18 protein-coding genes are annotated in these 21,198 nt (G+C 64.5%); 8 read left to right on the top strand and 10 right to left on the bottom strand.

The annotated features are described in order from the left end of the window. Positions 1-154: 154 nt before the first annotated feature. The 3 genes from EOA19_RS33215 to EOA19_RS33205 form a co-directional block, all read right to left on the bottom strand. Positions 155-1,318: an ABC transporter substrate-binding protein gene (locus tag EOA19_RS33215; RefSeq protein ID WP_128305961.1), complete on the bottom strand. Its 1,164-nt coding sequence runs from the start codon at positions 1,316-1,318 to the stop codon at positions 155-157. A 70-nt stretch (positions 1,319-1,388) separates the two neighbouring features. Further along, positions 1,389-2,249 (bottom strand): ABC transporter permease, encoded by an 861-nt coding sequence (locus EOA19_RS33210; RefSeq protein WP_128305960.1) that lies wholly within the window; start codon positions 2,247-2,249, stop codon positions 1,389-1,391. Next, positions 2,246-3,073 (bottom strand): ABC transporter ATP-binding protein, encoded by an 828-nt coding sequence (locus EOA19_RS33205; RefSeq protein ID WP_023813386.1) that lies wholly within the window; start codon positions 3,071-3,073, stop codon positions 2,246-2,248. Before EOA19_RS33205 ends, EOA19_RS33210 begins: the two co-directional genes overlap by 4 nt. Positions 3,074-3,409: 336 nt before the next feature. Here EOA19_RS33205 and EOA19_RS33200 point away from each other — a divergent pair, with 336 nt between their 5' ends. Together EOA19_RS33200 and EOA19_RS33195 are read left to right on the top strand one after the other, a co-directional pair. Next, a complete protein-coding gene (locus EOA19_RS33200; protein ID WP_128305959.1) occupies positions 3,410-4,354 on the top strand; it encodes a MurR/RpiR family transcriptional regulator in 945 nt (314 codons plus the stop codon). 116 nt (positions 4,355-4,470) lie between these two features. Beyond that, positions 4,471-6,285, top strand: coding sequence for an NAD(P)/FAD-dependent oxidoreductase (locus tag EOA19_RS33195; protein WP_128305958.1), 1,815 nt, complete (start codon positions 4,471-4,473; stop codon positions 6,283-6,285). A 234-nt stretch (positions 6,286-6,519) separates the two neighbouring features. Here EOA19_RS33195 and EOA19_RS33190 read toward each other — a convergent pair whose 3' ends face one another. Then, entirely contained in the window at positions 6,520-7,752 is a 1,233-nt protein-coding gene (locus EOA19_RS33190; RefSeq protein WP_128305957.1) for an amidohydrolase/deacetylase family metallohydrolase, read from the bottom strand. Positions 7,753-7,782: 30 nt separating this feature from the next. Further along, positions 7,783-8,148 carry a RidA family protein gene (locus EOA19_RS33185; protein ID WP_128305956.1) on the bottom strand — a complete coding sequence of 122 codons (366 nt, stop codon included), beginning with the start codon at positions 8,146-8,148 and terminating at the stop codon, positions 7,783-7,785. Between the two features lie 221 nt (positions 8,149-8,369). Here EOA19_RS33185 and EOA19_RS33180 point away from each other — a divergent pair, with 221 nt between their 5' ends. The 4 genes from EOA19_RS33180 (at position 8,370) to EOA19_RS33165 (ending at position 12,135) form a co-directional block, all read left to right on the top strand. Then, positions 8,370-8,855 (top strand): hypothetical protein, encoded by a 486-nt coding sequence (locus EOA19_RS33180; protein ID WP_128305955.1) that lies wholly within the window; start codon positions 8,370-8,372, stop codon positions 8,853-8,855. 264 nt (positions 8,856-9,119) lie between these two features. Next, a complete protein-coding gene (locus EOA19_RS33175; RefSeq protein ID WP_128305954.1) occupies positions 9,120-9,917 on the top strand; it encodes a hypothetical protein in 798 nt (265 codons plus the stop codon). A 170-nt stretch (positions 9,918-10,087) separates the two neighbouring features. Next, a complete protein-coding gene (locus EOA19_RS33170) occupies positions 10,088-10,765 on the top strand; it encodes a winged helix-turn-helix domain-containing protein (protein WP_128305953.1) in 678 nt (225 codons plus the stop codon). Continuing rightward, positions 10,762-12,135: a HAMP domain-containing sensor histidine kinase gene (locus tag EOA19_RS33165; RefSeq protein WP_128305952.1), complete on the top strand. Its 1,374-nt coding sequence runs from the start codon at positions 10,762-10,764 to the stop codon at positions 12,133-12,135. Before EOA19_RS33170 ends, EOA19_RS33165 begins: the two co-directional genes overlap by 4 nt. A gap of 223 nt (positions 12,136-12,358) precedes the next feature. Here EOA19_RS33165 and EOA19_RS33160 read toward each other — a convergent pair whose 3' ends face one another. After that, complete coding sequence (locus tag EOA19_RS33160; RefSeq protein ID WP_023813397.1) at positions 12,359-12,787, bottom strand: Lrp/AsnC family transcriptional regulator; 429 nt, start codon at positions 12,785-12,787, stop codon at positions 12,359-12,361. 115 nt (positions 12,788-12,902) lie between these two features. On the opposite strand from EOA19_RS33160, the gene EOA19_RS33155 reads away from it, so the two are divergent. After that, the gene (locus EOA19_RS33155) at positions 12,903-14,006 is read left to right on the top strand and encodes a saccharopine dehydrogenase family protein (RefSeq protein ID WP_128305951.1); all 1,104 of its coding nucleotides are present in this window, start codon (positions 12,903-12,905) and stop codon (positions 14,004-14,006) included. A gap of 158 nt (positions 14,007-14,164) precedes the next feature. Here EOA19_RS33155 and lpdA read toward each other — a convergent pair whose 3' ends face one another. The 4 genes from lpdA to EOA19_RS33135 all read right to left on the bottom strand — a co-directional run bounded on the left by lpdA (position 14,165) and on the right by EOA19_RS33135 (position 19,404). Continuing rightward, positions 14,165-15,562 (bottom strand): dihydrolipoyl dehydrogenase, encoded by a 1,398-nt coding sequence (lpdA, locus tag EOA19_RS33150; RefSeq protein ID WP_128305950.1) that lies wholly within the window; start codon positions 15,560-15,562, stop codon positions 14,165-14,167. A gap of 199 nt (positions 15,563-15,761) precedes the next feature. Next, entirely contained in the window at positions 15,762-17,153 is a 1,392-nt protein-coding gene (locus EOA19_RS33145) for a dihydrolipoamide acetyltransferase family protein (RefSeq protein WP_128305949.1), read from the bottom strand. A gap of 1 nt (position 17,154) precedes the next feature. Next, the gene (locus tag EOA19_RS33140; RefSeq protein ID WP_027162844.1) at positions 17,155-18,168 is read right to left on the bottom strand and encodes an alpha-ketoacid dehydrogenase subunit beta; all 1,014 of its coding nucleotides are present in this window, start codon (positions 18,166-18,168) and stop codon (positions 17,155-17,157) included. 3 nt (positions 18,169-18,171) lie between these two features. After that, positions 18,172-19,404 carry a 3-methyl-2-oxobutanoate dehydrogenase (2-methylpropanoyl-transferring) subunit alpha gene (locus tag EOA19_RS33135; protein WP_128305948.1) on the bottom strand — a complete coding sequence of 411 codons (1,233 nt, stop codon included), beginning with the start codon at positions 19,402-19,404 and terminating at the stop codon, positions 18,172-18,174. A gap of 515 nt (positions 19,405-19,919) precedes the next feature. On the opposite strand from EOA19_RS33135, the gene holA reads away from it, so the two are divergent. Beyond that, the gene (gene holA, locus EOA19_RS33130; protein WP_128305947.1) at positions 19,920-20,963 is read left to right on the top strand and encodes a DNA polymerase III subunit delta; all 1,044 of its coding nucleotides are present in this window, start codon (positions 19,920-19,922) and stop codon (positions 20,961-20,963) included. Positions 20,964-21,198 lie beyond the last annotated feature (235 nt).

Here is a 21,198-nt window from a genome sequence, read left to right as displayed (position 1 = left end):
CAAGCTCATTGACGGTTGTAGCCGGAGGGGCAGCGGGCGACTTCGCCAAGCCTCGGGCCGGATGGCCATCCGGCCCGAGGCTCAATCGCTTCCATCGCACATAATCATCTCGTGCAGATACAAGGGGCGGCGCCGACATGATCCGTTTGCGCCCCTACTTGATCGCCGAATCGAACAGATGCGCCTTGATCTTCTCGACGTCGAGCGCGGCGAAGCCTTCCGACAGTTTTGCGCCGTCGGCATCGGCCTTGACCTTGGCCTTGTCGAAATCATTGGCCGGACCGATCAGGTCGTTGGTGCAGACATCCTCGGCCTTCACCGGGGCGGTGATCTGGCCGATCTTGTGGATCTCGTCGAAAAAGCCCTGCCAGCTCGCCATGTCGTGCGAGCCCCAGCCGCCGCGCTTGTCCATGTCGCCACGGAAGACATTGATCTGCTGCAGGATCGAGGTGGTGCCGAGCTCGGGCCCGAGATTCTTGGCCAGCGTCGGGAACTGCTCGAACACCGCTTCGACCGCCGCGCGGGGATTCTGGTAGCCGAATTCGAGGCCCATCGCCCAGCCGCGCAGATACTTTTCCAGCAACGCCTTCTTGTCGGCATCCTCGAGGTCGGCGGCGCGCACGACGAAGGTGTTGGCCGGCAGCTTGGAATTCTGCACGCCGAGCCAGTATTCGAAGTCGAGCCCCTTGGCGATCCATTCGGCACGCAGCCCTTCCCATGCCAAAGCGGCGTCGCCCTGGCCACCGGCAAGGGCGGTGCCCCATGTCGGCCAGCCGGCCTCGACATACTTGACCTTCTTGATGTCGACGCCTTGCGCGGCCAGCAGCGGGTCGGTGATCGACTGCCATGCGGCGGAGCCGAGCAGGATGGTCTTGCCTTCCAGCTTCTTCAGGTCGTTCGACCCCTCGCCCTTGCGGAAGGCGATGCTGAACGTGTCGCGGGCGCCCATGTGGAACACCGACTTCAGCTTCATGCCGTTCTGGATGGCGAAGGAGAACACGCCGGGCGACGGGAAGCCCATATCGGCCTGGCCGACATCAACGAACTTCACCGTCGCGGTGCCGTCCGACGGCCCCGGCTGCATATCGGTGTCCAGCCCATCGAAATAGCCGGCCTTCTTGGCCGCCCAGTAGGGATAGTCGTCGAGCACTTCGAGCGTGCCGCGCGGCGAGATCCAGGTGAATTTGCCGTAAGGCTCGGCTCTCGCCTTCAGGCCCGTGGCGCCGAGCGCCGTGGCCGTCACCAGCCCGGCACCGGTCACCTGCAGGAAGTAGCGGCGGCTGATCCCCGCCGGGTGGATCGAGTTCTCTTTGGTCATGGCATTCCCCTTTTTTGTTTGATGTCAGTCTCTTGCCGCCCGCCTCCCGGGCGCCGTCTTATCCCTGTGTTCAAGCCTCCCAGCTCGCCCATTTCTTGCCGATCAGGAAGAACAGCACGTAGATCAGGATGCCGAGCGTCGACAGGATCAGCACCACGGCGAAGAACTGCGGCATCTGGATCATCGACGAATAGGTGGTCAGCCGGTTGCCGAGGCCGAAGCCGCCGCCGACCATCTCGGCGCCGACCGCGGTGAGCAGGCCGAAAATGGCGCCGATCATCAGCCCGACCAGGATCATCGGCAGCGCCATCGGCGCGCGGATCTTCCAGAATATCTGCAAGGTGCTGGCGCCGTAGGAGCGCGCCAGCGCGATCTTGGCGCTGTCGACGCGGCGAAAGCCTGTCGCCGCATTGATCATCACCATCGGCCCGGCAGCCAGCGCCACCGCGATGATGCGCGGCGTGTAGCCGAAACCGAAGCGCAGGATCAAAAGCGGCACCAGCGCCAGCATCGGCGTGGTGACGAGCAGCAGGATGTAGGGCGCGACGATTTTTTCAGCGAACGGAAACTGGGTGATGACGGCGGCCAGAACGAGGCCGATAACGGCGCCGATCGCAAAGCCGGACACCAGCTCGACCAGCGTGTAGCCGAGATGCGGCGCGATCAGCGGGAACTCGTCGAACAGCGCATAGGCGATCGAGCTCGGCGGCGGCATGATGTAAAGCGGCACGTGGAACAGCCGCAGCGCCAGTTCGATGCCGCCGATGATGATCACCGCCACGGCAAGAATGGCCGCCACCTCCTTGCCCGACTTGATGCCGGGGCCGCTGGCGAAGGCCGACAGATTGGTCAGGCTGACCTCTTGGCCGTCGCCCGACTTGGCACCCGACTTGGACTTCGAAAATTCCGGAATGGCGTCGCCTCCGCTCACGGCCTGATCCTCACGATCTCGGCGCTCGGGCGCTCCGGCGCTTTTGGCCGCGTGCGTTCGCCGACAATGTCCATCTTGATACGGTTGGTGAGGTCGAAGACCTCTTTCGTCGCCATGATCTCCAGCGAGCGTGGCCGGGGAAACGGCACGCGATATTCCTTGGCGACGCGCCCCGGCCGGGCGCTCAGCACCACGACGCGGTCGGAGAGGAAGATCGCTTCCTCGATGGAGTGGGTGATGAAGACGATGGTTGTCTTGGTGTCGAGCCAGATCTCCTCGACCAGCCGGTTCATCTCCTCGCGGGTGAAGCTGTCGAGCGCGCCGAACGGCTCGTCCATCAAAAGCACCGAGGGCTTCAGCGCCAGCGCCCGCACGATCGCCGCACGCTGCTGCATGCCGCCCGACAACTCGCGCGGAAATTTGCCGCCGAAGCCGTCGAGCCCGACCCGGTTGAGCAGATGCGCGATCCACGCCCGGTCCGGCTTCTCGCCCTTGATCTCGAAGGGAAAGCGGATGTTGGCATCGAGATTGCGCCACGGCAGAAGGTTCGCTTCCTGGAAAACGATGCCGATATCGGGATGCGGACCGGTGATGGCCTTGCCGTCGAGCCGGATCTCGCCGCTGGTCAGGCTGTGCAGGCCCGACATCGACCACAAGAGCGTGGTCTTGCCGCAACCGGAAGGACCGACGATCGAGACGATTTCATTGGCGCTGACATCGAGGCTGCAACGGTCCAGCGCCAGCAGGTCGCCGGAGGCCGTGTGATAGATCTTGGTCGCTGCCTGCACGCCAAGTTTCGGCTTTTTTGCATCGCCCGTGTTCATCTGCCCCCCGGGAAGATTGCGCGATGATCCATTGACTCATCCCTGCGAAAATCAGTCTGTAACTATCCTACTTTCCTGTCAAGCACCGGCGATGATAACTGTATCACGAAAATCGGGTGATATACCTATCTGGTTGTTTTAATGGTATTTTCACGCCCTTGAAATGCATGTTGCTTTCCTACATACTTCTGGACCGACACGGACTGGAGAGGAGAGGAGGAAGGTGAGCTTTCCCCAACGACACGCTGCGGTTGCGATGCGGTCGGGCACGTGGAGCCAAGGCGTGCAAACATGCTAAGACGGCAGCCTCGCAACCCAGGGAAAGACCAGGACCCCATGACCGAAGCTGGCAGCCAGGACGAGCCTGTTCCAGACCCCGATACCGAGGGGCGCGATCCTGTCCGGCGCATTCCCGACATCATTTCGCTGGTCAAGGATTCCTACAGCGAATTGCGCCCTGCCGAACGGCGTGTCGCCGACGTCGTGCTCGACGACGTCAAATATGCCGTCGACGCGTCCAACGCCGCCCTTGCCCAGCGCGCCGGGGTCAGCGAACCGACGGTGACCCGGTTCTGCCGCGCCATCGGCTGCGAGGGTGTGCGTGACTTCAAGCTGAAGCTGGCGCAGAGCCTCGTCGTCGGCGCGCTTTATCTGGCCAAGTCGCCCTCCGTCAGCAATGACAATGGCATGCCGTTCTGGAACGCCGTGTTCGGCGAGGCGCGCCGGGCGCTGCAGGAGGCCGAGCGGCAGCTCGACCCGGCGCAGCTGCAGAAAGCCGCCGAGCTGATCGCCAAGGCGCGCCAGGTTACGGTCTTCGGCCTCGGCGGCAGCTCCTCGGCGCTGGCGCAGGAAACCCAATACCGGCTGTTCCGCTACGGCATCACAGTCAGCTCCCAGTGCGACCCCTATCTGATGCGCATGACCGCCTCGACGCTCAAGCCGGGCGATCTGGTGATCGCCATTTCGGCGACGGGACGCACCCGCGAGGTGATCGAGGCCGTCGAGCTCGCCAAGCATTACCGCGCCAACGCGATCGCCGTGACCGCGCCCGACACCGAACTCGCCCGCGCCTGCGACGTCAGGCTGACGGTGGCGGTGCCCGAATACCCCGACACGCTGAAGCCGACGGCCTCGCGCTTCGCCTTCCTGGCGGCGATCGACCTTCTGGCGGTGGCCTCGGCCTACAAGCTCGACGGTTCGGCCCGCGAGACGGTGCGCCGCATCAAATACAACGCCCAGATCCACCGCACCGGCAAGGAGATGGAGCCGCTCGGAGACTAGCTCCCTTCTCCCCGTTCACGGGGAGAAGGTGCCGGCAGGCGGATGAGGGGCGGCGCCGCGTTCGACAATTGAGATTTTTACGCCGTGTGCGGCGTGTTGCAGGAAGAGGGAAAGACATGCTCGAGATAGCCCCATCGAAACAGGCAGCCGCATGGCTCGGGTCCTTTGCCAAGGTACTCGAAGCGGGAGACGCGGCGGCCGCGACGAACCTGTTTGTCGATGACTGCTACTGGCGCGATCTCCTGACCTTCACCTGGAACATCACCACAATGGAAGGCCGCTCGGCGATCGCCGACATGCTGGCGACGACGCTGGCGACGGCCAAGCCGAGCGCGTGGCAACTTACCGGCGAGGCGATCTCGGACGAGGGCATCATCGAGGCCTGGTTCAGCTTCGAAACCGTGGTGGCCAGGGGAGAGGGCATCATGCGGCTTCGCGACGGACGCTGCCGCACGCTGTTCACGGCAATGACAGACCTGAAAGGGTTCGAGGAGCGCAAGGGCGCAGACCGGCCACTCGGCGTGCGCCACAAGGCCGATCCCCAGCGCGAGACCTGGTCGGAGGCGCGGGCGCGCGAGACGCGCGAGCTCGGCACTGATGAACAGCCCTATTGCCTGGTCATCGGCGGCGGCCAGGGCGGCATCATGCTGGGGGCGCGGCTGCGCCAGCTCGGCGTGCCCACCATCGTCATCGAGAAAAATGCGCGGCCGGGCGATTCCTGGCGCAACCGCTACCGCACGCTCGTGCTGCACGATCCGGTCTGGTACGACCATCTGCCCTATATCCCCTTCCCCGAAAACTGGCCGGTGTTCACGCCCAAGGACAAGATGGGCGACTGGCTGGAAATGTACACGCGCGTCATGGAGCTCAATTACTGGGTCGCCACCAAATGCCTCAGCGCGTCCTATGATGAGGCCGAAAAAGTCTGGACCGTGGTGGTCGACCGCGTCGGCCGCCAGATCACACTGAAGCCGAAGCATATCGTCTTCGCCACCGGCGCCTACGGCCCGCCACGGCGGATCGATCTTCCGGGCGCCGACCGGTTCAAGGGCGAATTGCTGCACTCCAGCCAGTATGCCAGCGGCGACAAATTCCGCGGCAGACGCGTCGCCGTCATCGGCGCTGCAAGCTCCGGCCACGATGTCTGCGTCGACCTCTGGGAAAGCGGCGCCGAGGTCACCATGATCCAGCGTTCGCCGACCACAGTGGTCAAATCGAGCACGCTGATGGAAGTCGGCTTCGAGATCTTCTCGGAAGACGCACTGGCGCGCGGCATCACCACCGAGAAAGCCGACATGATCGTCGCCTCGACACCGTTCGCGCTGGTGCCCAAGGGCCAGCGGGCGCTCTACGAGGTGATCAAGGCGCGCGATGCCGCGTTCTACGACCGCCTGCGCGCCGCCGGCTTCGCCCTCGATTTCGGCGACGACGAGACCGGCCTTCTGATGAAGGCCTACCGCACCGGCTCCGGCTACTATATCGATGTCGGCGCTTCCGACCTGATCATCGACGGCAAGATCGGCATCCGCAGCGGCGTCGCCATCAAATCGCTGACCCCGAGCGGCATCCTGTTCGAGGACGGCAGCGAACTCGCCGCCGACGCCATCATCGCCTGCACAGGCTATCAGTCGATGAACGAGACGGTGGCGGCGATCGTCTCACGTGAAGTCGCCGACAAGGTCGGCCCCTGCTGGGGATTGGGCTCTGGCGTCAAGGGCGACCCCGGCCCTTGGCAGGGCGAGCTGCGCAACATGTGGAAGCCGACCGCGCAGGAAGCGCTGTGGTTCCACGGCGGCAATCTGGCGCTGTCGCGCTTCTATTCGAAATATGTGGCGCTGCAGATCAAGGCGCGGATGGAAGGCATTGAGACGCCGGTTTTTGGGGCGGTTAGCAATTCAAGCAACGAGCGTCCTATGGATTCGTCATTCTAGGGCGAAGCAAGGAGCGAAGCGACGCGGCGCAGACCCTAGGATCCATGCCGCGCCATTCGTGCACGCGAAAGCGGACCAGAATCGGCTTTCAATGCACCAACGGCGATGAAGGGCCTATCGAACAACCATCCTGATCCGTCGCATTCTTCGGCAATGGTCACGGCATGGATCCTCGGGTCTGCGCGTCCGCTTCGCTTCCGCTCCGCCTGTGGATGACGAAGTCGCGCAGAACTTTCACTCATGCCGGTGCCCAAAGTGCCTCGCCGCCACCTCGACATGCGTGTGTGACGCCTGCGCCACGAAACGCTCGGTCTCGTTGTGATCAGCCGCCTCGTTCGGCCACCAGGTGCCGCCAATAACGATGCCTTCCGACACCAGCCTCTGGTCGGCGACCAATGACGCGCCGACCGCATCGACAAAGGTGAAGCGGCCCGGGCGCTGCCGGAGCACGGCGACATCGCCGACGGTGCCCACCGCCAGCGTGCCGAGATCAGGCCGCGCGATCGCCCTCGCCGGCGCTTGCGTGGCGGCGCGCAGGACCTCGACCAGCGGCATGCCGAGCGCCAGCAGCTTCGACATGCAGACCAGGATGTCGAAGGCCGGCCCATCGACGCAGTAGAGATGCACGTCGCTCGAGATCACGTCCGGGGCCAGCCCTTCCTCAAGCATGGCGCGGGCGACGGCGAAATCGAACGAGCCCATGCCGTGGCCGATGTCGAAGATGACGCCGCGCTCGCGCGCCAGCCGCATGTCGGGCCGCACCGCGCCGGAGGCGAACACCGGCGCATTGGGAAACGGCCGGAAGCAGTGGGTGAGGATGTCACCCTTGCGCAGGCGCGGCAGCACTTCCGAGCGGCCGGGCGGCGGCTCATCGATATGCGCCATCAGCGGCAGGCCAGCCTGGTCGGCGGCCTCCAGCGCCAGATCCACCGGGGCGATGCCGCTGGTGCCGCCGGCATGCTTGCCGGAGCGGACTTTTACGCCGACCACGACATCGCGGTGTTCACGCACCGCCGCGACCACCTCGCGCGGCTCGCACAGCCTGAGGTCGCTGCACTCGCCGACCGACACCGTCTGCGAGAAGCCGAAAATGCCGGCAAAGGAAATGTTGACATAGGCCAGGATGCGGACCTTCGACCGCTCCATGACATGGCGGCGGAAGCCGAGGAAATTGCCGGCTCCCGCACTGCCCGCATCGATGAAGGTGGTGGTGCCGCTCTTGGCGGCCAGCCGATCGGCATCGACGCCGAGCGACGTGCCGCCCCAATAGACGTGGCTGTGCAGGTCGACCAGGCCCGGCGTGACGATGCAGCCGCCGGCATCGACGATCTGCGCGGCGCTGTCCGCCGGGATATCGGCGTCGACCGCGGCAACGCGGCCATTGGCGATGGCGACATCACGTAGCGCGTCGAGGCCAGCGGCCGGATCGATCAGCCGTCCGCCCTTCAGCAGGAGGTCGAATTGCATTGGGGTAACCTCCGCTTCGTTGCTTTTTGCTCAGAGAGGCCGGTAGGCGACCGCCTCGACCTCGATCTTGATGTCGATCATCAGCCGCGATTCGACCGTGGTGCGGGCCGGCGGGTCTTTGGGGAAGTGCCGGGCATAGACCGCGTTGAAGGCGCCGAAATCGCGCGCATCCTCCAGCCAGACCGTGGTCTTCACCACATCGTCCATTGTGCAGCCGGCCAGCGCCAGTGCGGCCTTGATGTTGGCGAGCACCTGCTCGGTCTGCTCCGTTATGCCGCCCTTGACCACGATGCCATCGCTGCCGACAGGCACTTGCCCCGAGACATAGACGAGATCACCGGCCCGCACGGCTGGCGACAACGGCACATGCGATGTTCCAAAACACTGTTTCGGCAAGGGACAAGCCTCCTCTGATGACAGGACGGGGTGCCATGGCAGCGCCCGCTTCGATCGACACTTACGCCGATCGGGGCGATCCTCATAGGGGGCTTGTTGGAAAGCAACATTCTTCGAAATCCGCGTTGCTTTATTACAAGAGCGCTTGCATCGTACGCGCTGGCGGGCGACTTGGGAGCCGTAACGCACAGACGCATTTGCCAGAGCGGAGACACCCAGCAATGACTTACGACAAGAACCCGTTTCCATCAGGCGATACCGATCGCCACGCGCTCTGGGAAATGCTGGTGCGGCGCGACATCGACGCCTTCATCGGCCAGGACTGGGCCATGGTCGAGGATGATTTCGTCGGCGAGAGCTTCTTCGGCATGCATGCTCATTTCCTGCATAACGCCGACGCCTGGCGGCTGCAGTTTCCAAGGCTGGACATCTACCGCGACGAATGGCTGCGCCAGGCCAGGGAGACGGCGGCGACCAAATTCGCCGAGCCGCTGCGCGAGGCGCTGTTTCGCGTCACCAACATGCGCGACATCGATGTCGACGGCGACCGCGCCGTGCTGCACAAGAAATTCGACGGCTTGGTTGCCAAGGCGGACGGCAGCGTCGATCGCTTGAAATGGCAGACGCTGTATTTCTGCAGCAAGGTCGGCGGCAGCTGGAAGATCGCCGGCTTCGTCGGCTACATGCCGCATCCGCTCGGCAGCTAGAACCACCGATCACTAGAGCGCAGGGTGGGTCGGGCCGAACGTGCGGCCCGGCATCGCGCCCGCCATCAGCGCGCCGTTGAGCAGCAATGGCGGATGCAAGGCGCCGCATTCCATCAAACGCAGCCAGGCATTCCCAATGCCTTTTGCGCGCCATTCTTACGAATTTGTATGCCGCCGGACAGGCCGGTGTGAACTCGTTTGCTTACGATGCGCGGGGTGGATCGCCACCGCCCCGCCGCAACCGTCGACCTCTGGACTTCAGCCATGCTCGCGCCCAACAGGCAACAACCCGCCGCACCGAGCCACAGCAGGGTTCCCGACGTCACCCTCGACTTCTGGCTGGTCAAGCTGATGGCGGTCACCACGGGCGAGACCGCGGCGGATTATCTTGCCGACACACTCGGGCTTGGGCTGACCGCCACCTCGCTGATCATGACCGGCGTCCTGACCACGGCCCTTGTCCTGCAGTTTACGCGGAAACGCTATGTGCCGTGGGCTTATTGGCCGGCGGTGGTGCTGATCAGCATCGTCGGCACGCTGGTGACGGACAGCCTCGTCGACGGTTTCGGCGTGCGCCTGCAGACGGCAACCATCGCCTTCTCGGTCGCGCTCGCTGCGACATTCGCGGTCTGGTACGCCAGCGAACGGACGCTGTCGATCCACACCATCTTCACCACCAGGCGCGAGATCTTCTACTGGCTGGCGATCCTCTTGACCTTCGCTCTCGGCACCGCCGCTGGCGATCTCGTCGCCGAAAGCTTCGACATGGGCTACCTCACATCGGGGCTGCTGTTCGGCGGCGTCATCGCGCTGATAGCGCTCGCCTACTGGCTGCTCAGTCTCGACGGCATCCTGGCCTTCTGGCTCGCCTATATCCTGACGCGGCCGCTCGGCGCTTCCTTCGGCGACCTGCTGTCGCGGTCGGCCAGGCATGGCGGCCTGGGTCTCGGCACCATCTTCACCAGCCTGCTCTTCCTCGGCTGCATCATTGCGCTCGTCCTGCACATGACCCTGAAGGGGACAACCGACGAGGCTGATGAACTGTTGCTGGACCTGGGCTGAAATCTTGGCTTCGTCATCCGCGCGCGGAGCAAGGAGCGTAGCGACGCAGCGCCGACCCGACGATGACGAAGTTGGGGGAAGCCGCTCCGAATACCTGCGCGTCGTGACATCCTAGGAACAAGCCCGTGCCGGTGATAGCCTCTCCATCTCGGCAACGGACCGGATTTTTCATGCGACTGCTTCTCGTCGAGGACGACCACAGGACGGCCGCCTATATCGTCAGGGGACTGACCGAGGCCGGCCATGTCTGCGACCTCCTGCGCAACGGACATGACGCGCTGTTCGCGGCGACCCGGGGCAATTACGACGTGATCATCGCCGATCGGATGATCCCCGGTCTCGACGGCCTGTCGATGATCAAGGCGGTGCGCGCCGCGGGCGTGCGGACGCCGGCGATCTTTCTCACCTCCGTCGGCGGCATCGACGACCGCGTCGAGGGGCTCGAGGCCGGCGGCGACGACTATCTGGTCAAGCCCTTCGCCTTTTCCGAGCTTCTCGCCCGCATCAACGCGCTTGGCCGGCGGCCGGCGGCGCAGGAGCAGAAAACCGTCCTGCGGGTCGCCGACCTCGAAATGGACTTGATCATGCGGCGGGTCACTAGGCAGCGCCAGCCGATCGACCTGCAGCCGCGGGAATTCAGCCTGCTGGAAGTGCTGATGCGCGGCGAAGGCCGTGTCATCACCCGCACCATGCTTCTGGAGCGCGTCTGGGATTTTCATTTCGATCCCAGGACCAGCGTCGTCGAGACCCATATCAGCCGGCTGCGGGCCAAGGTCGACAAGCCCTTCGAAACCCAGCTCATCCACACCGTCCGCAACACCGGCTACAGCCTGCACGCGCCGTCATGACCGGAACATGGTCCCGCCTGCTGCGCAGCACGCCGTTCCGGCTGGCCCTGACCTTCGCCTTCCTGTTCGTGCTGGCCTTCGTCCTGTCTGGCGCCATCGTCTACCAGATGATGAGCGCCGATCTTGCCGAGCGGCTCGACGACACCATCAAGGAGACCTACGCGGTCGTCGCCGCGACCTATGCCGAGAACGATCTCAAGGAGCTGGTTGAGACCGTCGGCAGCCACTCCCTGCGCAGCCTCAAGAAGGAGCAGCTGTTTTCGCTGACCGACACGACGGGCAATCGCCTGGCCGGCAACTTCACCGCGGCAGGGCTTCCCGACGGCTTCTCGATGTTCGACACCGAAATGCCCGGCGTGCCGCCCGGCGCCGAGTACCGCGCCTATTCCGGCCCGGTCGGCGGCAACACCTTGACCGTCGCCTTCAGCCTTTCCGAGACGGAGGAGCTGGAGAGGATCGTGCTGATGAGCTTTGGCTGGGGAACCCTGATCATCACCGGGCTGGCGGTCGCCGGCGGCGCCCTGCTGGCTTCGCGAGTCCAGCGCCGTCTCGACGGCATCGCCGCCACCATGGTGGATGTCTCGCATGGACGGCTGGACACCCGCATTCCGCTGACCGGCAAGGGCGACGACATCGACATCGTCTCCAGCCAGGTCAATGCCGCGCTCGATCGCCTGTCGGCACTGGTCGAAGGCATGAAACAGGTCAGCGCCAACATCGCCCACGATCTGAAGACGCCCCTCAACCGGTTGCAGATGATCCTCGACACCGCATCGGAAAAGAATCTGTCGGGCCAGAAGATCGCGGCTGAGCTGGCCGAGGCGCATGCCGAGAGCCTGCAGATCAACGAGACCTTCGATGCGCTGCTGCGCATCGCGCAGATCGAAGCCGGCGCGCGCCGGGCGCGGTTCACCGATGTCGATCTGGGCGAGGTGCTGCAAACCATCGCCGAGATCTATGCCGATGTTGCCGAGGACGACGGAAAGTCGCTGTCGTTGGCGCAACCACAGGAAACGACGGACCGGATCCATGGCGATCGCGAGCTGTTGACGCAGATGTTCGCCAATCTGGTCGAGAACGCGCTGCGCCATTGTCCATCGGGCACGACGATAAAGCTGTCGGCGACGCGCCAGGGCGAACGCGTCGTTGCCGGTGTCGCCGACAACGGTCCCGGCATTCCCACCGACGAACATGAAAAAGTGTTTCAGCGGCTTTATCGGCTGGACCATAGCCGGTCGACATCCGGCAGCGGGCTGGGTCTCAGCCTTGTCAGGGCCATCGCCGACCTGCATGGCGCGTCGATTACGCTTGAGGATTGTCGGCCTGGCCTTGAGGTGGCGGTGAGCTTTCCGCCGGCGCTGGATTGGTAGGCGAAATGAACCATTCGTCCAATGCCTGAGGTAAGGAAATTGGCGAAAGCCGAAGTGACGGCCAATCTCCCCCCTTGCGGGGGAGATGCCTGGCAAGGCAGAGGGGGGTGCTGTCCCGCCGACCTGTCGATCTGTCACACGGCGCAGATGGCCGAGGCTAGCGCCTGAGCACCCCCCTCTGGCCTGCCGGCCATCTCCCCGGCAAGGGGGGAGATCAGCAGCTTCACCTATCTATCCGCGTCGACAGGATGATCGACGACAAAGTCCGCTCGACTCCGTCCATGGCGCCGATCTGGTCGAGCAGCATGTCGAGGTCGCGGATCGACGGCGCGTCGACGATGACGATCATATCGAAATTGCCGCTGACCGAATGCAGCGTCCTGACCGTCGCCAGGCCGCGCAGGGCGCGCACCACCTTGTCGGCGAGCTTGGGCGTCACGGTGAGCAGCACATGTGCCCGCACCAGCCCCTGCTCGTAATCCGGCGCCAGCCGCACGCCATAGCCTGATATGATGCCGCGCTGCTCCAGCCGTTCGATCCGGCTCTGTACCGTGGTCCGCGAGACGCCAAGCCGCCGCGCCAGCTCGGCGGTCGAGGCGCGCGCATTCTCGCGCAGCAGGGAAAGCAGGGCTTGTTCGGCGTCACTGAGCATTTCGACGATTCTTCTCGGCAGACTAGCCAATAGATGGTTTCGTTTCGAACAAAACCACGCTTCCATTCGACGGGCAAGCTGCGAATCTGGGCTTACAATCAGTGAGGGATCGGTCATGAAGAAAATTGTCGTTGTCGGCGCCGGAAAGATCGGCTCGACCATTGCCGAGATGCTCGCCGCCACGGGGGATTATCAGGTCACGCTCGTCGACCGCTCGGCAGCACAGCTCGCTTCCGCCGAACTGCCGGCCACGGTCGCGACGCTGGAGCTCGACATCGAGGCATCCGGCACGCTGGAAGCCGCCCTCGCCGGCAAATTCGCGGTGCTCAGCGCCGCTCCCTTCCATCTGACCACCCGCATCGCCGAGGCAGCGGCCAGTGCCGGCGTGCACTATCTCGACCTGACCGAGGATGTCGTCTCGACCCGCCGCGTCAAAGAATTGGCGCGCTCCGGCAGAAACGCCTTCATTCCGCAATGCGGCCTGGCGCCGGGCTTCATCTCGATCGTCGCCAACGATCTCGCCAGCCGATTCGACACGCTCGAAAGCGTGCGCATGCGCGTCGGCGCTTTGCCGCAATACCCGTCCAATGCGTTGAACTACAATCTGACCTGGAGCACCGACGGCGTCATCAACGAATATTGCGAGCCCTGCGAGGCGATCGTCGAGGGCGAACTGGTCGAGGTGCCGCCGCTGGAGGAGCGCGAGGAATTCTCACTCGACGGCGTCACTTACGAAGCCTTCAACACCTCCGGTGGGCTCGGCACGCTGGCCGAGACGCTGAAGGGCAAGGTGCGCACGCTGAACTACCGCACCATCCGCTACCCCGGCCACGCCGCGATCATGAAGGCGCTGCTCAACGACCTTGGCCTGCGCCACCGCCGCGACGTGCTGAAGGACATTTTCGAGAGCGCCCTGCCGGCGACGCTGCAGGATGTGGTCATCGTCTTCGTCACCGTCTCGGGCCGCAAGAACGGCCGCCTGCTGCAGGAGACCTACGCCAACAAGATCTACTCGAAGCGTGTCGGCGACACGGTGCGCAGCGCCATCCAGATCACCACCGCATCCGGCATCTGCGCCGTGCTCGACATGCTGGCCGACGGCAGCCTGCCGGCGACCGGCTTCGTCAAGCAGGAAGACATCGCGCTCGACGCATTCCTAGCCAACCGCTTCGGCCGCGCCTATGCCCAGCACGAGATGGTGAGCCGGCTGGCGAGCTGAAGTTCTTCACCCTCCCCCTTGTGGGGAGGGTCGGCTCGCATGCGTAGCGAAGCGTAGACTGCGAGACGGGGTGGGGTGAGCGCTGACGGTCGGCGAGGACCCCCACCCCGCTCCGCTTCGCGGATCGACCCTCCCCACAAGGGGGAGGGTAAGCATCCTCAAATATGCAGCGCGTGCCCCAGCGCCTTGAGCGCCGCTTCCTGGAACCCTTCGCCCTGCGTCGGATGCGCATGGATCGTGCCGGCAATGTCCTCCAGCCGCGCGCCCATCTCCAGCGCCAGCCCGAATGACGCCGCCAGTTCCGACACACCTTTCCCGACCGCCTGGATGCCAAGCACCAGATGGTTGTCGGCCCGCGCCACCACGCGGACGAAGCCGTCTTCGCCCAGCTTCGTCATCGCCCGGCCATTGGCGGCGAACGGGAACATGCCGATCTTGATCTCGCCGCCCAGAGCTCTGGCCTCTTCCGGTGAAAGACCAGCGGTGACGAGTTCCGGATCGGTGAAGCAAACGGCGGGAATGGCGCGCTTGTCCCAGTTGCGCTTGTGACCGGCGATGATCTCGGCGACCATCTCGCCCTGGGCCATCGCCCGGTGCGCCAGCATCGGCTCACCGGTGACGTCACCGATGGCAAAGATGCCGCGCATCGAGGTGCGGCACTGCTCGTCGATGCGGATGAATTTTCCAGCCATATCAAGGTCGATCTGGTCGAGCCCCCAGCCTTCGGTCACCGGCTTGCGGCCGACCGTCACCAGGATTTTTTCGGCGGCGACCTTGGCGCTCTTGCCGTCGGATGTCTCGATCAGCAGCGCGTCGCCTTTGGTCGACAGCCCCTTGGCCTTTGCACCCAGCATCACCTCGATGCCGAGTGCGTTGAGCCGCTTGACCACCGGCCGGGTGAGTTCCGCATCATATTGCGCCAGCACGCGCGGCAACGCCTCGACCACGGTCACTTTGGCGCCCATTTTGGCGAAGGCCATGCCGAGTTCCAGTCCGATATAGCCGCCACCAACGACGGCAAGTTTTTTTGGCACCTCACCGAGTGCCAGCGCCTCGGTTGAGGAAATCACCGGACCGCCAAAGGGCAGGAACGGCAGTTCGACCGGCGTCGAGCCGGTGGCGATGACGATCGCCTCGGCGCGGATCACTTGGCTTCCCGTCTCGGTCTCGACCTCCACAGTCTTGCCGTCGCGAAAGCTCGCCCAGCCATGCACGGTCTTGACTCCTGCCTTCTTGAGCAGGCCGGCGACGCCGCTGTTGAGCCGGCTCACGATGCCGTCCTTCCAAGTGATCGTCTTAGCCAGGTCGAGCGTCGGTGCGGTGAGCGAAATGCCAAGCGGGCTCTTGCCGCCTTCCATGTGCGAGACCCTCTCGAACTCTTCCGCCGCATGGATCAGCGCCTTGGATGGGATGCAGCCGACATTGAGGCAGGTGCCGCCCGGTTTGCCGGCCTCGACGATTACCGTATCGACGCCGAGCTGTCCCGCGCGGATGGCGCAGATGTAACCGCCAGGACCGGCGCCGATGACGAGCAGCTTGCAGGAGATTTCTTTCATGACGGCACGCTCTCTATGGTGACGAAGGCCCCCTCATCCGGCCGCTTCGCGGCCACCTTCTCCCCGCTGGGGAGAAGAGACTGGCGCCTGCGCTGACGACCTCCTCTCCCCTCGGGGAGAGGTCGGATTGCCCCGAATTGCCTTTGCAATTCGGCTGGCAATCCGGGTGAGGGGGACTTCGACATCGGCCTCATCACCCTCAATCCACGAAAATCAGCGCCGGTGTTTCCAGCAGCGTCTTTATCCGCTGGATGAACACCGCCGCGTCCCAGCCGTCGATGACGCGATGGTCGAAGCTCGACGACAGGTTCATCATCTTGCGCGGCATGAACTGGGTGCCGTCCCACACCGGCCGCACCATCATCTTGTTGACGCCGATGATCGCCACTTCCGGATGGTTGATCACCGGCGTCGTCGCCACGCCGCCCATGGCGCCGAGCGAGGTGATGGTGATGGTCGAGCCGGACAGCTCGTCGCGTGTCGCGGTGCCGGACTTGGCAGCCTCGGCCAACCTGATGACCTCAGTGCCGCATTCCCAGATGTCGCGCGCCTCGGCATGCCTGACCACCGGCACCACCAGCCCCGACGGCGTCTGCGCGGCAATGCCGATATGGATGCCGCCATGCTGGTGGATGATGCCGGCCTCGTCGTCGAACAGCGAATTGAGGTTGGGCTGGTCCGCTATCGCCTTGACCATCGCCCGCATCAGGAACGGCAGCAGCGTCAGCTTCGGCCGCTCCACGCCACCCTTACCTGGGCGCTTCTCCTTGTTGAGTGCGGCGCGCAATTCCTCCAGCGCGGTGACGTCGATCTCCTCGACATAGGTGATGTGCGGGATGCGCGATTTGGACAGCGTCATCTTCTCGGCGATCTTGCGCCGCAGCCCGACCACCTTGATGTCCTGTATCGTATCGTTGCGGGCGAGACCGGATGTCCTGGCGACCTGCGGGCCGCGCGCCAGGAACGCCTCGATATCCTCATGGCCGATGCGCCCGGCAGGGCCGCTCCCCGCAACCTGCCGGAGATCGATGCCCGCCTCTTTTGCCCGCAGACGGACGGCCGGAGAGGCCAACGGTCTTTCGCCCTCGGGACGGGGTGCGCCGGCGGGCGCGACAACTCCGGACGTCGGCGCAGTACCCCCGCCCCTAGCCCCTCCCCACAAGGGGGAGGGGGATTCTGTCTGCGCTGCTCGCACGCTTTTTGCGGAGGACTCTGATGATGGCGAAGTAGATTTTGCTCCGCCCTTGGAGGCCGTGGCGCGTCCCCCTCCCCCTTGTGAGGGGCTAGGGGTGGGGGTACTCTCAGCCGTGACTTTTGCCGGCGTCGCACCACCCGCAACATTGACCTCGCCCGCCACCTTCAGCCGCACGATGGGCGAGCCGATCGCCACCGTGTCGCCGATCTCGGCGCCCAGCCACAGGATTTCGCCGTCGACAGGCGACGGGATTTCGACCGTCGCCTTGTCGGTCATGACGGCGGCAAGCACGGTGTCCTCGCGCACGATGTCGCCGATCTTGACGTGCCATTCGACGAGCTCGGCTTCGGCGACACCCTCGCCGACATCGGGCAGCTTGATGATGTGTTCGCCCATCTCAGGCCCCCATGGTTTCAAGCAAAGCACGGCCTACCCGGGCGGGACCGGGGAAATAGTCCCATTCCTGCGCATGCGGATAGGGCGTGTCCCAGCCGGCAACGCGAGCGACCGGCGCTTCGAGGTGATAGAAGCAGTTTTCCTGCACCAGGGCCGACAGTTCGGCGCCGAAGCCCGATGTCAGCGTCGCCTCGTGCACGATGACGCAGCGCCCAGTCTTCTTGACCGAGGCGACGATCGTGTCGAGATCGAGCGGCAAAAGGGTCCTGAGATCGATGATCTCGGCATCGATGCCGGTTTCCTCGACCGCGGCCTGCGCGACATAGACCATGGTGCCGTAGGCGAGCACGGTGAGGGCCGAGCCTGCCCGGCGGATCGCCGCCTTGCCGAGCGGCACGGTGTAGTGGCCGTCGGCGACCTCTCCGAGCTCATGTTTCGACCACGGCGTCACCGGCCGGTCGTGATGGCCGTCGAAAGGGCCGTTGTAGAGCCGCTTCGGCTCCAAAAAAATCACCGGATCGGGGTCTTCGATCGCCGCGATGAGTAGCCCTTTGGCGTCATGTGGGTTGGACGGCACCACGGTCTTCAGTCCCGACACATGGGTGAACAGCGCTTCCGGGCTCTGGCTGTGCGTCTGGCCGCCAAAAATGCCGCCGCCGGTCGGCATGCGCACCACGATCGGACAGGTGAAATCGCCGTTGGAGCGGTAACGCAGCCGTGCCGCTTCCTGCGTCAGCTGGTCGTAAGCCGGATACATGTAGTCGGCAAACTGAATCTCCACGCACGGCTTCAGGCCATAGGCGGCCATGCCGATGGCCGAGCCGACAATGCCGGATTCGTTGATCGGCGCATCGAAGCAGCGGCTCTTGCCGTATTTGGCCTGCAGGCCTTGCGTGCAGCGGAATACGCCGCCGAAGAAGCCGACATCTTCGCCGAACACGACGACTTTGTCGTCGCGCCCCATCGACACGTCCATGGCATCGCGAATGGCCTCGATCATGGTCCGTCTCGGCATGGCTCAAACCCCCGCCTGCTGGCGCTGGCGTCTGAGATGCGGCGGCATCTCGGCATAGAGCCCTTCGAACATGTCGCGTGTCGACGGCTTGCCGCCGGCATGCAGCGTGCCGTGGCTTTCCGCTTCCTTCTGCGCCGCGATGACCGTGTCGAGGATTTCCGCCTCGGCCTGCGCGTGCCGCTCGTCCGACCAGACGCCGAGCGCGATGAGATGGTTCTTCAGCCGCACGATAGGGTCGCCGAGCGGCCAGGCGTCGGATTCGGTCTTTGGCCGATAGGCCGAGGGATCGTCCGAGCTCGAATGCGCGCCGGCACGGTAGGTGACATATTCGACCAGCGTCGGCCCGAGATTGCTGCGCGCCCGCTCCGCCGCCCATTTGGCAACGGCATGCACCGCGAGATAATCATTACCGTCGACGCGCAGCGACGGGATGCCGAAGCCAAGGCCTCTCGCCGCGAAGGTGCCCGAGCCGCCGCGTGCGATGCCTTGAAAGGTCGAGATCGCCCACTGGTTGTTGACGACGTTGAGCACGACGGGCGCCTTGTAGGTGGAGGCGAACACCAGCGCCGAGTGGAAATCGGATTCGGCCGTCGAGCCGTCGCCGATCCACGCGGCTGCGATGCGCGAATCGTTCGATATCGCCGAGGCCATCGCCCAGCCGACCGCCTGGATGTACTGCGTCGCCAGATTGCCGGAGATCGAGAAGAAGCCGTGCTCCTTCGACGAATACATGACCGGCAATTGCCGGCCTTTCAGCGGGTCGGCCTCGTTGGAATAGATCTGGTTCATCATCGTGACCATCGGATAGCCGTCGGCGATGAGCAGCCCTGCCTGGCGATAGGTCGGAAAATTCATATCGCCCGGCGCCAGCGCCTTGCGGAAGGCGCAAGCCACCGCCTCTTCGCCCAGATGCTGCATGTAGAACGAGGTCTTGCCCTGCCGCTGCGCCATCTGCATGCGCGCGTCGAAGGCCCGCAGCGTCATCATGTGGCGCAGCCCGGCCAGCAGCTCGTCGCTGGAAAGCAGGCCGGCCCAGGGACCGACGGCCTCGCCATTGCGGTTCAGCACACGGATGATCGAGAAGGCATGATCGCGGATGGTTCGCGGATCGACATCGATCTCGGGGCGCGGCACCGAGCCGGCCTTGGGGATCGGCACATTGGAAAAGTCAGGCGTCCCGCCCGGCCGCACTTCCGGTTCCGGAACGTGGAAACGCAACATCCCAGCATCGGCCATGACCTTTGTCCTCCAATGTTGCCTGGTGCCGATATTTGCATATCTGCGCCGCCAGGCCAGTGCGAATTCGTCGGGGTAGCATGCGGACGTCGGTCCCGGCCGCGCCGGCCGATCCAGCCTCCCCAGCACCAAGATGAAGATATGTCGACGAAATTTCTTGTCGATGTTGGGGGATGGCGCGCAATTAGGGAGAAGGTTGGGCTGGGTTTGCCGGAAGATAAGGTGATTGGCGAAGGCGGCGAAGCGTAATCTCCCTCCTTGAGGGGGAGATGGCCGGCAGGCCAGAGGGGGTCGGTTCGACTGGATGCGACCTCCTTGCGGCAGACGAAGGTTAGCGCTCCACGCGCAACGACCCCCTCTGTCGCCTTCGGCGACATCTCCCCTCAAGGGGGGAGATTACTCGCTCCGCCGCTTTTGCCAATCTTCCACGCTGCGAGAAAATCACGCGCATCATCCTTTGCCCCAATCACCAACCTCCATTCACCCCGCCCCCGCATCATGCTAACCAACCCGCCATGGCACAGAAGAAAGCATATGAGGTCGATGGGTGGTTGGCGCGGCCTGATGCGCGCATTTCCATCGTCCTGCTTTACGGCCCCGATCGCGGCCTCGTCTCCGAGCGGGCGAAGGCCTTTGCCGGCAAGACCGGCCTGGCTCTCGACGATCCCTTCTCGGTGGTCAGGCTCGAAGGTTCGGAGGTCGACCGCGACGAGGGCCGGCTGCTCGACGAAGCCCGCACCGTGCCGATGTTTTCCGACCGGCGGCTGCTATGGGTGCGCAATGCCAGCGGCCAGAAGGCATTGGCCGACGACGTCAAGGCGCTGACGGCGGAGCCCGCGCGCGATGCCATCATTCTCATCGAGGCCGGCGATCTCAAGAAGGGTGTCGGCCTGCGCGCCATCGTCGAGGCGGCGGACAATGCCATGGCGCTGCCGTGCTATGCCGATGAGGCGCGCGACATCGACGGCGTCATTGATGCCGAACTGGGCAAGGCCGGCATGTCGATGACCATGGAGGCGAGGCAGGCGCTGCGCCGTAATCTCGGCGGCGACCGGTTGGCCTCGCGCGGCGAGATCGAAAAGCTCGTGCTCTACGCCCATGGCCAGAACGAGATCGGCCTGGAAGAGGTCAAGGCGATGTCGGGTGATGTCTCCGGCGCCTCTTTCGACGACGCGGTCGACGCGCTTCTCGAAGGCAAGATCGGCGACTTCGATATCGCCTTCACCCGCCATTGCCAGTCTGGCGGCCAGCCCTTTCTGGTGCTGTCCTCGGCGATGCGGCAGCTGCAGCAGATCCAGGCCATGCGTGGCCAGATGGAGTCCAGCAACCGCAACGCCGCCTCGGTCGTCGCCGCCGCCCGCCCGCCGGTGTTTTTCTCCAGGCGCAAGCTGGTCGAGAAGGCGCTGGAACGCTGGAACGTCGACGCGCTCAGCCGCGCGTTGACCCGGCTCCAGACGGCGGTGCTGCAGACCAGGCGGCGGCCGGATCTTTCCGTCGCATTGGCAAGGCAGGCGCTGCTCGGCATTGCCGTGGAAAGCAGCCGGCTGGCGCAAAGGTAGGAGATTGGCGATCTCCCCCTCGTGGGGGAAGATGGCTGGCAAGCCAGAGGGGGGCGCTGTCCCACCGACGTCTCTGTTGGCTAAGATGCGCCGCCTGACAGCTGTCAGCTATCTAGAAGTGACCAAGGCTGGCGTTCCTTCACGCCCCCCTCTGCCCTACCGGCATCTCCCCACAAGTGGCAGGGCTATCGCATATGGAATTCCTGAGATGTCTGCCCGGCACGGACCCCCACCC

This window comes from Mesorhizobium sp. M7A.F.Ca.US.010.02.1.1, assembly GCF_004023085.1.
Lineage (GTDB): Bacteria > Pseudomonadota > Alphaproteobacteria > Rhizobiales > Rhizobiaceae > Mesorhizobium.
Note: the sequence above shows the minus strand (reverse complement) of the source record. Positions and strands in the feature narration are given on the sequence as shown.